The 13,323-nt window shown below is 56.0% G+C and carries 15 protein-coding genes; 7 read left to right on the plus strand and 8 right to left on the minus strand.

Annotated elements, in window-relative coordinates:
• Positions 1-363 precede the first annotated feature (363 nt).
• Both E1J53_RS22970 and E1J53_RS22975 read right to left on the minus strand, forming a co-directional pair.
• Positions 364-861 carry a DUF427 domain-containing protein gene (locus E1J53_RS22970; protein WP_134274785.1) on the minus strand — a complete coding sequence of 166 codons (498 nt, stop codon included), beginning with the start codon at positions 859-861 and terminating at the stop codon, positions 364-366.
• A 48-nt stretch (positions 862-909) separates the two neighbouring features.
• Positions 910-1,644, minus strand: a complete 735-nt coding sequence (locus E1J53_RS22975; RefSeq protein ID WP_134274784.1) for an MIP/aquaporin family protein — start codon at positions 1,642-1,644, stop codon at positions 910-912.
• 138 nt (positions 1,645-1,782) lie between these two features.
• Here E1J53_RS22975 and E1J53_RS24030 point away from each other — a divergent pair, with 138 nt between their 5' ends.
• Complete coding sequence (locus E1J53_RS24030; RefSeq protein ID WP_173021614.1) at positions 1,783-2,451, plus strand: Rho termination factor N-terminal domain-containing protein; 669 nt, start codon at positions 1,783-1,785, stop codon at positions 2,449-2,451.
• Between the two features lie 71 nt (positions 2,452-2,522).
• On the opposite strand, the gene fbaA is transcribed toward E1J53_RS24030, so the two are convergent.
• The 3 genes from fbaA to E1J53_RS23000 form a co-directional block, all read right to left on the minus strand.
• Positions 2,523-3,599: a class II fructose-bisphosphate aldolase gene (gene fbaA, locus E1J53_RS22990; protein ID WP_134274783.1), complete on the minus strand. Its 1,077-nt coding sequence runs from the start codon at positions 3,597-3,599 to the stop codon at positions 2,523-2,525.
• Between the two features lie 215 nt (positions 3,600-3,814).
• Complete coding sequence (locus E1J53_RS22995) at positions 3,815-4,447, minus strand: hypothetical protein (RefSeq protein WP_134274782.1); 633 nt, start codon at positions 4,445-4,447, stop codon at positions 3,815-3,817.
• Positions 4,448-4,915: 468 nt separating this feature from the next.
• Positions 4,916-5,557, minus strand: coding sequence for a TIGR00730 family Rossman fold protein (locus E1J53_RS23000; protein ID WP_368671772.1), 642 nt, complete (start codon positions 5,555-5,557; stop codon positions 4,916-4,918).
• A gap of 366 nt (positions 5,558-5,923) precedes the next feature.
• Here E1J53_RS23000 and E1J53_RS23005 point away from each other — a divergent pair, with 366 nt between their 5' ends.
• The gene (locus tag E1J53_RS23005; RefSeq protein WP_134274780.1) at positions 5,924-6,184 is read left to right on the plus strand and encodes a hypothetical protein; all 261 of its coding nucleotides are present in this window, start codon (positions 5,924-5,926) and stop codon (positions 6,182-6,184) included.
• A 28-nt stretch (positions 6,185-6,212) separates the two neighbouring features.
• On the opposite strand, the gene E1J53_RS23010 is transcribed toward E1J53_RS23005, so the two are convergent.
• Together E1J53_RS23010 and E1J53_RS23015 are read right to left on the minus strand one after the other, a co-directional pair.
• A complete protein-coding gene (locus E1J53_RS23010; RefSeq protein ID WP_134274779.1) occupies positions 6,213-6,617 on the minus strand; it encodes a hypothetical protein in 405 nt (134 codons plus the stop codon).
• A 68-nt stretch (positions 6,618-6,685) separates the two neighbouring features.
• Entirely contained in the window at positions 6,686-7,660 is a 975-nt protein-coding gene (locus E1J53_RS23015; RefSeq protein WP_134274778.1) for an L-threonylcarbamoyladenylate synthase, read from the minus strand.
• Positions 7,661-7,851: 191 nt separating this feature from the next.
• On the opposite strand from E1J53_RS23015, the gene E1J53_RS23020 reads away from it, so the two are divergent.
• Positions 7,852-8,484 (plus strand): MarC family protein, encoded by a 633-nt coding sequence (locus tag E1J53_RS23020; protein ID WP_134274777.1) that lies wholly within the window; start codon positions 7,852-7,854, stop codon positions 8,482-8,484.
• A gap of 69 nt (positions 8,485-8,553) precedes the next feature.
• Here the strand turns inward: E1J53_RS23020 and E1J53_RS23025 are convergent, their stop codons facing one another.
• Entirely contained in the window at positions 8,554-9,072 is a 519-nt protein-coding gene (locus E1J53_RS23025; RefSeq protein WP_134274776.1) for a hypothetical protein, read from the minus strand.
• A 132-nt stretch (positions 9,073-9,204) separates the two neighbouring features.
• Here E1J53_RS23025 and E1J53_RS23030 point away from each other — a divergent pair, with 132 nt between their 5' ends.
• From E1J53_RS23030 to glgX, 4 genes are all read left to right on the plus strand, one after another.
• Entirely contained in the window at positions 9,205-9,561 is a 357-nt protein-coding gene (locus tag E1J53_RS23030) for a CoA-binding protein (RefSeq protein ID WP_134274775.1), read from the plus strand.
• Positions 9,548-10,399 carry a hypothetical protein gene (locus E1J53_RS23035; RefSeq protein ID WP_134274774.1) on the plus strand — a complete coding sequence of 284 codons (852 nt, stop codon included), beginning with the start codon at positions 9,548-9,550 and terminating at the stop codon, positions 10,397-10,399. The genes E1J53_RS23030 and E1J53_RS23035 overlap by 14 nt, the downstream gene beginning before the upstream one ends.
• A gap of 30 nt (positions 10,400-10,429) precedes the next feature.
• Positions 10,430-10,801: a VOC family protein gene (locus tag E1J53_RS23040; RefSeq protein ID WP_134274773.1), complete on the plus strand. Its 372-nt coding sequence runs from the start codon at positions 10,430-10,432 to the stop codon at positions 10,799-10,801.
• A gap of 214 nt (positions 10,802-11,015) precedes the next feature.
• Positions 11,016-13,292, plus strand: coding sequence for a glycogen debranching protein GlgX (gene glgX, locus E1J53_RS23045; protein WP_134274772.1), 2,277 nt, complete (start codon positions 11,016-11,018; stop codon positions 13,290-13,292).
• Positions 13,293-13,323 lie beyond the last annotated feature (31 nt).

Raw genomic sequence — 13,323 nt, forward strand, 5'->3', positions numbered from 1 at the left:
CGGAGCGGAGCTCCTCGACCGGGGGGGCAGTTTGGCGTGACGACGAGTGAGTACCTTATCACCTAGCCACCAGTCACCAGTTTACCACCCCCACGTTCTGGCTTCCGCCGGTCGAGGACTTCTAGTCCGAGGGGGGTAATGAGATCCTGCTGATCTGTGGTAGCTCGGAGCGGAGCTCCTCGACCGGGGGGGCAGTTTGGCGTGACGACGAGTGAGTACCTTATCACCTAGCCACCAGTCACCAGTTTACCACCCCCACGTTCTGGCTTCCGCCGGTCGAGGACTTCTAGTCTGAGGGGGTAACGAGTTCCTGCTGATCTGTGGTAGCTCGGAGCGGAGCTCCTCGACCGGGGACGATGTAGTTTACCACCCCCACGTTCCCGCTTCCCCTTTGAAGGGACCAACAATCTTATCGGTAATCCAGCCGCCGTAGAAGTCTCCGGCCTGGGCGCGGACCTGCTCTTCGTTGACGTATCCGGCGTCGATCTTACTGGGGTAAAAGGCTATGTATCCGGCAATGGGGGCAAATCTCGTACTGGGCGTATCGTAGGCCCAGGCGGCCCCCGGACTGATTTTTCCGTCAACGACCAGATCGAAGTACCGGGCCTTGCCTTTCCATTCGCAGAAGCTGCTGCCGGTCCGGGGAACCAGGGCCCCTTCCAAAATGTCTTCCGGCGGGAGGTAGTATACCGGTGGGTGACTGGTTTCCAGCACCCTGTACGCCCGCGTAGTGCGGGCCACCTGCTGACCGTTGAACATCACCGTGATGGTTTCCGGAACCGGCTCCAGGGCCGGAGGGCGGGGGTAATCCCAAACGGATTCCTGTCCGGGACCGGGCTTAATGGGCTTTTTGGATGGCATGAAGGGGTAACGGAGAATGCGGGATTTAGATCAACATTTGACTAAATACTACAATCCGCCACTCTCCAACACCAGCCAAATTCCCGCCGCCAGCAATCCCCCGATGCTCGGTCCTACGACCGGAATCCAGGAGTATCCCCAATCGTTGCCGCCCTTGTTCCTGATGGGAAGTAGGGCATGGGCGATGCGCGGCCCCAGGTCGCGGGCGGGGTTGATGGCGTAGCCGGTGGGGCCACCCAGGGAAAGACCCACGCCCAGCACGACGAAGGCTACCGGCAGGGCGTCCAGGGCGCCGAGTTTGCCGGGAGTGCCCCCGAATTCCGGCCCCGTGATGTACAGGACGGCAAAGACCAGAACGAAGGTGCCGATGACCTCCGTGAGGATGTTGTTGAAGGTACTGCGGATGGCGGGGGTATTGCAGAAGGTCGCTCGGATGCTATCGGCATCAGGTTCCACCTCATAATGGTTTTGGTAAGTAAGCCAAACTGCAGTAGCGCCCAGGATGGCGCCGATCATCTGGGCGACGATGTACCCCGGCACGAGGACCCAGTCGAACTTGCCCGCCAGGGCCAGGCCGAGGGTAACGGCGGGGTTCAGGTGGGCTCCGGAGGCGTCCGCCGAGACAAACACCGCCACGAAAACGGCCATGGCCCAGCCGATGGTGATGACGATCCAGCCGGAATTGTTTCCCTTGGTGTCTTTGAGGAGAACGTTGGCGACTACGCCGTTACCGAGGAGAATGAGGAGAAAGGTGCCGATGATCTCACCGATGAATGCAGGCATGTACGTAGGGGGTATTTGATCGAACTTGCTTTGGGTGTCTGGTAATGCACTCGGAAGCAAGATAGTCAAAATGCCCCATGCCAATCAACAAATGGAAACGAACCCGAAGAAAGACCCATGGGTTTCAGGAGAAAACCCATGGCGGACGATAATTACGAAGATAAGTATACCAAACCCGAACTACGTAGAGAGATTAAGGAGGAGTTGATGCAGTCCGACAAGGGCGGGAAACCCGGACAGTGGTCGGCCCGAAAGAGCCAAATGCTCGTGCAGGAGTACGAGAAACGGGGTGGGGGATACAAGAAGGACAAAAAGGACGAGGCCGCCAAGTCCCTGGAGGAGTGGACCGAGCAGGAATGGCAGACCAGCGACGGTGAGGCCGGCGCCGCCGGCGCCGAAGGTATGGCCCGCTATCTCCCCCGTGATGCCTGGGCGCTGCTGACGGAAGATGCTCGAAAGGCCGCCAATAAAACCAAGGACCGGACGGATGACCGCGGAGAACAGGTCGCCGAATGGCCGGACGTGGTCCGGCGGGCTATGATCGAGATCGAAGCGATTGACGGATCGGATGGCCTTACGAAGGAGGAACTGTACGATCGGGCCCAGGAACTTGAGGTAGAGGGGCGGTCAACGATGGATAAAGCGGCCCTCAAATCCGCCATCATCGAGGCCTACGAAGCGGTCGAAGAACTCGAGGAAAAAACCAAAGAAGAGCTATACCAAATGGCGCAGGATGCCGACATTGAAGGGCGTTCCGAAATGAATAAGGCAGAATTGGTGGAAGCGCTTGAAGCCACCGAAGACTAAATTTATCAAATAAAAAAGCCCGGACCAGTCGGTCCGGGCTTTTTTAATTTGTGCGTGTTAGCGTGCTAGGATTACCCCAGTACGTCCACGCAGTTCAGGTCCTCGAAGGCCTGCTTCAGGCGCTCGCTGAAGCTCTGTTCGGCCTTGCGGATCCAGACCCGCGGGTCGTAGTTTTTCTTGTTGGGCTTGTCGTCGCCGTCGGGGTTGCCGATCTGGGCCTGCAGGTAATCCTTTTTCTCCGCTTCGTACTTGCGTACGCCGTCCCAGTAAGCCCACTGAAGATCGGTATCGATGTTCATCTTGATGGCACCGTATTCAATGGCTTCCCGAATCTCTTCCTGGCTGGAACCGGAACCGCCGTGGAAGACGAAGTTGATGGGGTTGTCGTTATCGAGATTCAGTTTCTCCTTCAGGTATTCCTGGCTGTTCTTCAGAATGACGGGGCGCAGCTCTACGTTACCGGGTTTGTAAACCCCGTGCACGTTACCGAAGGCTGCGGCGATGGTGAAACGATCGCTGATCTTGCTCAGGCGCTGGTAGCTTTCGAAAACTTCCTCGGGCTGCGTGTACAGGCGGCTGCTGTCTACGTCGGTGTTGTCCACGCCGTCTTCCTCTCCACCGGTTACCCCGAGTTCAATTTCGATGGTCATGCCGATCTTGGCCATCCGCTCGAAATACTTGGCGCTGATGTCAAGGTTTTCCTCCAGGGGTTCTTCACTGAGGTCCAGCATGTGGCTGGAATAGAGGGGGAAGCCCCGCTTGGCGTAGAACTTCTCGCCGGCCTCCAGGAGCCCGTCGATCCAGGGTAACAATTTCTTGGCGCAGTGGTCGGTGTGCAGAATGACGGGAACGCCGTAAGCTTCGGCCATGGTATGTACGTGCATGGCACCGCTCAGGCCACCCACGATGGCACCTTTCTGGTCGTCATTTCCGAGCCCCTTGCCGGCAAAAAACTGCGCGCCGCCGTTGGAGAACTGAATGATGACGGGGCTGTTGAGGGCTTTGGCGGTTTCCAGCACCGCGTTGACGGTGCTACTGCTCGTCACGTTGACGGCCGGGATGGCGAAGTTGTTCGCGTTTGCGTAATTGAAGAGTTCGGTTACTTCATCGCCGTGCAGAACACCGGCCCGAAAGGATTGCTTTTCCATGGGTGGTTATTGTAATTGGGGCCGCGAAGGTACGAAATTGATGGCGTAGGGCCGGAGTGCTTTGTGTGTTTTTTACGGACGCCAAAGAACGGGACTGGGGGAACCCAATTGAGTTTCGCTCAGCCCGCCAAACGGCATCTCTGGAAAATATACTACAGCCGGCTTAGACAACCCAAGGGGTGGGGCCATTGGAGTAGTGACCTACGCCGACGGCCTTAATCCACCAGGTGAGAGAAGGTTTCCCTGCGCCCCGGACCGGCCAGAATTCTTTTGATTCTGGACTGTAGAAAGGTAATGCCGATTGGCCAAATTAGTCCCAGGATAAAGGTCGACCACCAGGGGCTTCGGCGCATGGTAACCTTCCCTTCCGTTTGCGTTAGGGTATAAGCGTGCGTAGCAATTCCAATCAGGCTGGCCATGGGGTAAACCGCCAAAAGTAAACCCATGGCAACCACGTCCCTTTGGTCGGACGCTAAGCTCTCGGACTCATTTATCTGAATGCTTTCCGTTACCGCTAGGGAATCGATGATAAAGTAGAGAACCAGGAGGAAAAATAGAAGATTAAAGATGAGCATGACCTTTCCGAAGATGGTCCAGGGAGACGGTGAAAAGGATTGAATTTTGGGTAAGTAGTGCAGGCCCGACAACAGCCATAAACGATGGCAAATGACCCCGATGCAGTACAGAAGAAAAAAGATCTCAATGAACGAATCGCTCTCAATGTAACTCGATTCTCCATTGATGGTGTCGACGATGCCTATTCCAAGTCCCAGGAGTAACCAGCATCCGGATAGTCCAAAAGTTATGAGCGAGAGCAGTAAGGAGGGGAGGCGAAGAAAGAATTTCATTTTCGGGGGCAAGGTGTTGCGGGTGGCTAAGGTACCAAGGTCCAGGGATTTGGGGGCTCCCTTAAATCGACTCCTCCGGAGCCTACTTTTTGGGGCGCGTTAATCTATTGCGGGGAACGGTCCCGAGTTCCGTTTAGCTCGTCGGGATCGCTGATTTTTGAGAAAATGCAACGACGTGCAGGAGTAGCGAAGCGGAATCCTCGTGCTTAGCCGGGATGCCAAGTCCATTTGGAAAGGAGCCAGTGGTGAGTAGTTACCCAGAAAATCGCAAGTTTTTCCAGTGGCGACAACTACAGCCTTTGGGGCATACCTTTCGCCGGATAAATCCGGCGCTACTGCATAAACCTTAATCCTCAGCAAGAATTTTCTTCATATCCTCACTCCGATACCCACCGAAGCTTTTTAGCCTCACCTGCTATTACTAAGGTCCTCCAACCTGCACCCTTTGTACGACGGTTTGAAAGGGCTTTACAATTTATAGTTGGGCTCCAATACGTGTCCCTTCACGTCGTAGAAGTCCCGGATGATGGCCAGTACTTCCTCGGGGGTATCGACGATGGGCATGAGGTCGACGTCGCCGGGGCTGATGGTTTTCTCCTTTTCCGCCATGGTTTGGACAATCCAGTCGCGGAGGCCGGACCAGTATTCGGTTCCCACCAGAATGACGGGGACCGGACTGATTTTTTTCGTTTGGATGAGGGTGAGTACTTCAAAGAGCTCGTCCATTGTACCGAAACCTCCCGGGCAGGCGACAAAGGCCTGGGCGTACTTCACGAACATGACCTTGCGGACAAAGAAGTAGTTGAAGTTGATGTCCTTATCCCGGTCCACGTAGGGGTTGCTGCCCTGCTCGAAGGGCAGGTCGATGTTCAGGCCAATGCTGGCGCCTTTTTCCAAACGTGCCCCCCGGTTACCGGCTTCCATGATTCCGGGGCCTCCCCCGGTGATGATGCCATAGCCTTCCCTGACGAGGAGCTGTCCGATGGCGGTGGCCGCTTTGTAGTAGGGGTGGTCCGGATCGGTCCGGGCGGAACCGAAGATGGAGACGCAGGGGCCCGTGCGGTTCATGATTTCAAAACCTTCCACGAATTCGCTGATGACCTTGAACATGGTCCAGCTATTTTCTCCGAAGACATTGTTGTGCCAGCGGCGGGGAGTGCGGCGCTGAAGGCCTGAATATTCGCTCATCGGGGTATTTTTAACGGCAGGCAAAGATATTGCTGCGAGGGGATTTTTTGTTGGGGCAGAAATTTTAGGGCAATGCTAAGGGAGGAACAAGGGCACCGGATAATCGATTTTCGTAGAACCACCTAGTTACCAGACGCGCCATCAGTCCTGGCTGAGGGTGAATTTTTCGCGTATTTTAAAAAAAAGTGCTCAAAAATTTACCCGTCAGGCAACGCTTTTAGTACTGACATCGTTCTTTCCAGCGAATATTCGCTAAAGGATATTGTTTCTGATTTTACCTTTTTCCCCATGACCAGTTCCATGCCTTTCACCGCTACCCTCGAACATCCCCGGGCCACTGCCCTGATGAACAACCTTTCTACGGAACTTCGTATCCCCGGTAATCGCCTGCAGGCCTTTACCCGACTCAAAGAGGATTTGTTCCTGGATGCGATGGACGTTGAGTTGCTGATTGCCAGCCTTGAGCGAAATCTTGAGTACTACCTCACGGAAGAGGAAACCGCTCAGATTGAAACGGTGGGCGATTTGCAGGCTTTCTTCCTTCGCTAGGAAAACCTCCCAAACGGTATAGGCGCGATTAGTCCCGGGTTTTCCACCCCTCGGTGGAATGCCCTTGTTCTTCCCCACGTTTCAGTTCGAAGTCGAACTGGAAGTTCTGGTAGGTAGTCCGGAGAATCAAAGTGCTGTCCGTCAGTTCCCGCACGTTGTAGGTGAGGGGGAGTTTGACGCCCGCAGTAGTGATGGAGGGGCCATCCACTTCGTAGGTCCCCGTCTGGGCGTTGCCCAGCAGGTTAGTAAAGAAACTACCGTCTTCTCCAAAGACAAACTCAAGGTCGCTCAGCGTTTCGGTTTCCATATTGTTACGCAGACCGCGCACCAATTCCCAGTTGCCTTCCAACTGGGCGGGTTCCGCGGCGGGCGTATCGTCACCGCAGGCAGTTATTAGCAGAGAAGCAAGGAGGAGCATCAGGAAAGAACGCATAGTTGTCATTGAGCTTACGAATGTGATTAACGTAACCATCGCCAGCATGTTGGCTGGAAGTAAAATAATTATGTGGCGGCGGCCCGACGGAGGCGATCGTTTATCGCCCGGCCCAGCCCCCGCTCCGGGAGTAAAAAGACACCTACCTGGTCGTATTGTTGTTGACCAATTTTCCGCAAAGTAGGGAAAAGTTGCCGAGCTGCTTCGGCTAAATCTCCCGAGGGCGACAGGTCGTAGTAAACTGGCGAAGTTCCGCCATCTGAGGTTTCGGGCTTTTTCTTTTCGGCGAAAACGATCACGGCGTCCATGGCCGCCAATTGGTCGGCGGTGCAGGTCTTTTCTAAGATAGTCATGCGAACTCCCGGAGAATAGTGCCGACTGAGCATGCCCGGAGCCAGCGGCTTGCTGCTGCTGTGAGTTTGTACGGCCACGGGATGTCCGAGCGTGGATTCGATGTCTTCTACGGGAAGTCCACCCTTTCTCAGGATGGTGGCTTTCCCGTCCGGAAACCCCACGATGGTGCTCTCTAATCCTACCCGGCAGGGACCACCGTCAAGGATAAGATCAATTTTATCCGCGAGTTGGTCCGCTACGTGTTGGGCGGTAACGGGGCTGACGAAGCCGAAGGGGTTGGCACTGGGTGCAGCGAGCGGGAAATCAAGGCGGCGCAGCAACTCACGGGTAAGCGGATGTGCCGGTACCCGGAGGGCAACGGTGGGGAGTCCGGCCGACACCAGATCAGAAACCGCAGGTTTTTTGGGGAGGACCAGGGTTAATGGTCCGGGCCAGTAGGCCCCGGCGAGCGCCTCCGCGTCGGGAGGGACTTCCGAAGCGTAGGCCAGGATGCGATCGGGGCTGCTCTGGTGAATGATCAGCGGATCGAAGCTGGGGCGATTTTTGGCGGCAAAAATTCCGGTAACGGCCCCTTCATTCATGGCGTTTCCCGCCAAACCGTAGACGGTTTCGGTGGGTATAGCAACGAGGCCACCCGCCCGGAGGACGGCCGCTGCCCGTTCAATGTCAGTCGTGATGGAGGCTGGCATGGAGAATGAATTGGCCCGCAAAGATAGCAATCCGAAGGGGGCCGGAAAGTCTACGGTAAGGCCGCAATTTTGATAATCAGCAAGCGGCCCGAAAATCTTTTTCTCACGGATAAAACTTTTGGTGGGGGGCAGGGTGTTTGCCAGCGTATTCTCCAATCATACTGGAGGAGGAATACTGAAATTTGACCGCAATGATCGGATTTTTCTTTGCTACGCTTGGCTCGCTTTTTTCGGTGGTTAACCCACTGGGAGCAGTGCCCATGTACCTTACCCTGACGAGTGATCATCCACGACCGTGGCGCGAGCAGATGGCCCGCAAAACGGCGCTGTGGTTTATGCTGATTCTCGTCGTATTCTTTTTTGCGGGGACGTGGATCCTGGAGTTCTTTGGCATTAGCCTGAATGCTTTGCGCATTGCCGGGGGACTGATCATCGTGAACAGCGGTTATGGCCTTCTGAACAGTAAGTTCAAGGAACGCCGGGTCACCGACGATATTGAAGAAGAGGCTTCGGTCAGTGAAGATATCAGCTTTACGCCAATGGCCATGCCCATGCTTTCCGGACCAGGCAGTATCTCTTTGCTGATCGGGTTATTTGCTGAGCAAAGTACCTGGGACCGGCGGGGACTGATCGTTGGAGTAATCGCCATGATGGCCGTACTGATCTGGCTGGTGCTTCACTTTGCCCCGGTCTTGTTCCGCCTGCTGGGGCGTGGTGGTCTGGCGGCCCTGAGCCGCATTATGGGCTTCCTGGTTATGAGCATTGGTATTGAAATGCTGATCTCGGGGGTGGTTAGCCTGGTTCAGGCGATCTGGACCCGCTAGGATGGGAAGTTTGTCGGGCCAATTCCCGTCCGGTTACGGAGGACAGAAATTGACCCGACGGGTGCTCGCTTAGGGGAGTGCCTTCAGGAAGGCTTCGGCAATGCGAATAGCTTCTTCCTTTGTTTGTCCGGCGAGGTTGACCTGAATGGCGAGGTTGCCGGCACTGAGGTTAAGGCGATTCTGGGCGGATTGCAGATAGGCTTCGTCGGCACCTGCCACGGAGACGGTTTCAAAACTGGGGTTGGTGGCCAGGTCAGACTGGTCAAAATTTTGACCGTCTTTACTCCACCGAAGGGTAATTACGCACATCTTGAACGGACTCGTACAGGTGTAGGAACAAGACTTGCTATCGTCCCGGTTACGGTCTCCGGCATTCACGTCGGATGAGCAGTCGAGCAGTTCGGCCATGGTGGCGGCCGGCAGGATGTCAGAAATGGATTGCCCGGGAATCGGATCCCCCGTCGTTTCGGTGGTGGGTGGAGTAGAGGCCTGGGCGGTGTTTTCCTGAGGAGGAGCGTCTGCGGCGGGGGCCGCGGAATTTTCACAGGCAAAAAATAGAAGGAGGGCAAAAAGGGAAAGTAGTCGCATAAGAGGATTTAATGATGGATTCGTGCCTTAATGGAGGAAGATAGATATCCGTTACGGTTCGCGGACAATTGCCCGATAATTGGGCAAACCAAAGGCCCGTGCTGCGCATTCCTATTGCATAATCCCGTGTGTATGTCTACTTTGATTCTTGGTGCTACTCCTAACCCCAATCGCTATGCCTACCTGGCCGCTCAGCGGTTGACCCAGCATGGCCACAAGATCGTACCGGTGGGGATCAAGCACGGAGAAGTGTTTGGGGTCCCCATACAGCAGGGGCGCCCGCAAGTAAAGAACGTGGACACGGTGGTCCTTTACGTTGGGCCGAAGCATCAGCCGGCATACTACGACTACCTCCTGGAGCTCAAGCCGCGCCGGATCATCTTCAACCCCGGCACCGAAAACCCGGAATTGATGCGCCTGGCCCGTACCCACGATATTGAACCCATTCTGGGCTGTACGCTGGTAATGTTGGCGAGTGGAACCTACTAAGCTTCGTCATACTAGCTTCTTGCTCCGTGCGGCGGCGGTAGCCGCCGCCCTGGGCCTGGGCCTCGTGGGGCTGTTTCACGACCTGCCGTTGCGCGTTCTGTTGTGGGACGCTGCCTGGTGGACTCCGGTGGCGGAAGCATTGGGCTACGAGTGGACGGAATGGGTCACCAGTCCAGTCATTGATCAAAACATCAACCTAGTTGGCAAAATCATCGGGGTAATCTGCTGTCTGGCCGGTGGGACCATGGCCCTGACGAACCGACCGAAAATTTTGCGCGTTGCCGTGGTGGCCGCCACGGTCTTTCTTGTCCTGCAGCAGTTGTTGCTGTGGAAAGATCACTTCTGGCAAATCGGCCACCTGATGGAGTATTCCCTGCGGGCGGGTGCCCCCCTGCTGTGGTGGTATTTTTTCCGGGGAAGGTCCAACGGGGCAGTTCGCACCGCCATTCGCTGGGCGGTGGCTCTGACCTTTTTGGGGCACGGACTATACGCTGCCGGCGTTCATCCCGTTCCCGGCCACTTCATTTTAATGACGCAATCGGGCCTGGGGGTAGGGGAGCAAGTGGCCAGAAATTTGTTGTTGCTGGTGGGGGTGCTCGACTTTCTGGCGGCGCTGCTCCTTATTTTGCCCAACGAGAAGGCCCAGAGGCTTAGTCTTTACTGGATCATTCCCTGGGCGATCCTGACCACGCTGGCCCGCATCTGGAGCTACAGCACCCTAGTGCCCCTGGATACTTTGTTGAGTCAGTGGATCCCCGCCACCATCATCCGCCTACCCCATATTCTGGTGCCGATGGCATTGTGGTACTGGCGGACAAGCGCTAATCCGGTAAAGTAGCTTACCTTAAAGGGTACAAAACAAGTACCCATGAAACTAGGAACCTTTTCCGTCAGCTTAAGCGTAAAGGACCTCGCTACCTCCCAAAAATTTTACGAACACCTCGGATTTGAAGTCATGGGAGGAGATCCTGAGCGGAATTATCTCATCCTGAAAAATGAGGATGCCATCATCGGGCTTTTTCAGGGGATGTTTGAGGGTAATATACTGACTTTCAATCCGGGCTGGGATCAGGACGCGAATGATCTTGACGTCTTTGAGGACGTTCGGGAGATTCAGCGGAAACTTTCCGCCGCCGGAATGGATACGGGGGAGGCCATCGAAACGGGTACCTCCGGACCGGCCAGCTTTACGGTGACGGACCCGGATGGGAACGTGATTCTGATCGATCAGCATCGCTAGCGTACGTTTAGCCGCAGCACCAAGGATGACGGCACGACCGACCCACCTGGCATCCCGCCCGCTGGGGCCACAAAAAGAATCGCCTAATGGATTACTCGTAGTCGGGAGGATTAGGCTTGCCTGCAGATGGACACCCTATTTAGCCAACCTTCTTCCGTTTACCGGGTTTGGATAGGACGCCCACCATCACCCTTCCCTAAGCTTGCTGAATAATATGAGTGTTTACGCCCCGATTTGTGACGAACAGGCTACCCGCCCCTACGGAGATTTTGGAGACCTGGAAGTCTGGCCGGGTCGGCCCTACCCGCTAGGCGCGACCTATTCCCCCAAAGGAGTAAACTTTGCGGTCTTCAGTGAACGCGCCACCCGGGTAGACCTGTGCCTATTCCATGAGGAAGCCCCGGAACGGGAGGTGTACCGGATTCGGATGATGGAACAAACGGACATGGTCTGGCACTGTTTCATCCCGAAGCTGAAGGCCGGCTGGCGGTACGGATTTCGCGCCCACGGCGAGTGGAACCCGGAGCGGGGGATGCTCTTTAACCCGAACAAGCTCCTCATCGATCCCTACACCAAGGCCATTGACGGAACGATTGACTGGCACGAAGCCATGTTTCCCTATCCCATCAAGGATCCTGACCCGAACCGGTTCCTGAAGATGGACGAGCAGGATTCCGGGCCCTACATCACCAAGGGCGTGGTGATTGATACGAGCTATGACTGGGAGGGCGATGAGCATCCCGAAATCCCCATGCACCAGACCGTGATTTACGAGGCCCACGTGAAGGGATTGACGCAGTTGCACCCCGATCTCCCGGAGGAACTCCGGGGTACTTACGCCGGACTGGCCCATCCGGCAATCATCGAATACCTGAAAAACCTGGGCATCACGGCCATTGAACTGATGCCCGTGCATCACTTCGTGCAGGATGAGCGACTGGTGAACATGGGCCTGCGGAATTACTGGGGATACAACAGCCAGAGCTTCTTCGCGCCCCACGCCGACTACGCGGCGGCCGGCCACGCCGGAGAGCAGGTGCGGGAATTTAAGGACATGGTGAAGGCCTACCACAAGGCCGGCCTGGAGGTAATCCTGGATGTGGTGTACAACCACACCGCCGAAGGGAATCACTTCGGCCCGATGTTGGGAATGAAGGGGCTGGCCAACAACTCCTATTACCGACTGGTGGAGGGGGATGAAAAGTACTACATGGACTACACGGGGACGGGCAATACCACCAGTCTGTTGCATCCCCGCTCCCTGCAGCTGGTGATGGACAGCCTTCGCTACTGGATCACGGAGATGCACGTTGACGGTTTCCGCTTTGACCTGGCCAGTGCCCTGGCCCGGGGCTTGTTCGAGGTGGGCCGACTGAGTACCTTCCTGGACACCATCCACCAGGATCCGGTCATCAGTCAGGTAAAGTTGATCGCCGAGCCCTGGGACGTTGGTCCCGGTGGGTATCAGGTAGGTAACTTTCCGGTCTTGTGGTCCGAATGGAACGGTAAGTATCGGGACAACGTCCGCGCCTTCTGGCGCGGGGATGACGTCGGGGTTTCGGAACTGGCCTACCGACTCAGTGGCAGCTCGGATTTGTACGAACTCAGCGGGCGAAGACCCGCCGCAAGCATCAACTTCGTGACGGCTCACGACGGGTTTACGCTTCGGGATCTGTACTCCTACAACGAGAAACATAACGAAGCCAACGGCGAGGATAATCGGGACGGAGAAGACCATAACCTGAGCTGGAATTGTGGGGTGGAAGGCCCCACCAACGATCCGGCAGTGAACGCCCTTCGCGCCCGGATGCAACGAAATATCCTGGCCACCCTGCTGCTGAGCCAGGGGGTGCCGATGATCACCATGGGAGATGAGTACGGTCGTACCCAGGGGGGCAATAACAACGCCTACTGTCAGGACAACGAGATCAGTTGGTTTGACTGGAACTGGAATGACGACCAGCGCTTGCTGCATTCCTTTACCCGAAACCTCATTCGTCTGCGCCGCGATAACCTGATTTTTCATCGTCGCCGCTTCTTCAGTGGACAGACCATCCACGATTCCGATCTGGGCGATATCCTCTGGATCAGTGCTTCGGGCAAAGAAATGACCCAGGCGGAGTGGGACAGCCCCCACACCCGGGGGCTGGGCATGCTGCTGAACGGCGAAGGCATGATGGAATTCGACGAGCGTGGTCGTCGGGTGAAGGACGATATATACCTGCTGTTGCTCAACGGTTGGTGGGAGGGCCTGGAATTCAAGCTTCCCGGCGTGAAGGCTTATTCCCGGTGGGAACAGGTGGTGGATACCAACACCAGTGAAATTCCGACCGAGAAAGAATACCTGGCCGATACCAAGTTTTTGCTGGGGCCACGGTCCCTGAGTTTATTCCGGCTCAAGACGAGGAAAGCCAACCGCACGGCCGCCGGCCGGGCGAGGGTGGCCATCGTGGATCAGGTACGCCGCTTACTCGAAAAAATCCAGGAGTAGTAGAGGAGGATAAAAACTCCCCCGACTTCCT

The organism is Lewinella sp. W8, from assembly GCF_004375085.3.
Taxonomy (GTDB): Bacteria; Bacteroidota; Bacteroidia; order Chitinophagales; family Saprospiraceae; genus Neolewinella.

What these genes read in the sequence shown, in the direction of transcription:
- E1J53_RS22970 (WP_134274785.1), bottom strand. Translation starts at nt 861, where the DNA reads ATGCCATCCAAAAAGCCCATTAAGCCCGGTCCCGGACAGGAATCCGTT.
- E1J53_RS22975 (WP_134274784.1), bottom strand. Translation starts at nt 1,644, where the DNA reads ATGCCTGCATTCATCGGTGAGATCATCGGCACCTTTCTCCTCATTCTC.
- E1J53_RS24030 (WP_173021614.1), top strand. Translation starts at nt 1,783, where the DNA reads ATGGCGGACGATAATTACGAAGATAAGTATACCAAACCCGAACTACGT.
- fbaA (WP_134274783.1), bottom strand. Translation starts at nt 3,599, where the DNA reads ATGGAAAAGCAATCCTTTCGGGCCGGTGTTCTGCACGGCGATGAAGTA.
- E1J53_RS22995 (WP_134274782.1), bottom strand. Translation starts at nt 4,447, where the DNA reads ATGAAATTCTTTCTTCGCCTCCCCTCCTTACTGCTCTCGCTCATAACT.
- E1J53_RS23000 (WP_368671772.1), bottom strand. Translation starts at nt 5,557, where the DNA reads ATGTTCAAGGTCATCAGCGAATTCGTGGAAGGTTTTGAAATCATGAAC.
- E1J53_RS23005 (WP_134274780.1), top strand. Translation starts at nt 5,924, where the DNA reads ATGACCAGTTCCATGCCTTTCACCGCTACCCTCGAACATCCCCGGGCC.
- E1J53_RS23010 (WP_134274779.1), bottom strand. Translation starts at nt 6,617, where the DNA reads ATGCGTTCTTTCCTGATGCTCCTCCTTGCTTCTCTGCTAATAACTGCC.
- E1J53_RS23015 (WP_134274778.1), bottom strand. Translation starts at nt 7,660, where the DNA reads ATGCCAGCCTCCATCACGACTGACATTGAACGGGCAGCGGCCGTCCTC.
- E1J53_RS23020 (WP_134274777.1), top strand. Translation starts at nt 7,852, where the DNA reads ATGATCGGATTTTTCTTTGCTACGCTTGGCTCGCTTTTTTCGGTGGTT.
- E1J53_RS23025 (WP_134274776.1), bottom strand. Translation starts at nt 9,072, where the DNA reads ATGCGACTACTTTCCCTTTTTGCCCTCCTTCTATTTTTTGCCTGTGAA.
- E1J53_RS23030 (WP_134274775.1), top strand. Translation starts at nt 9,205, where the DNA reads ATGTCTACTTTGATTCTTGGTGCTACTCCTAACCCCAATCGCTATGCC.
- E1J53_RS23040 (WP_134274773.1), top strand. Translation starts at nt 10,430, where the DNA reads ATGAAACTAGGAACCTTTTCCGTCAGCTTAAGCGTAAAGGACCTCGCT.
- glgX (WP_134274772.1), top strand. Translation starts at nt 11,016, where the DNA reads ATGAGTGTTTACGCCCCGATTTGTGACGAACAGGCTACCCGCCCCTAC.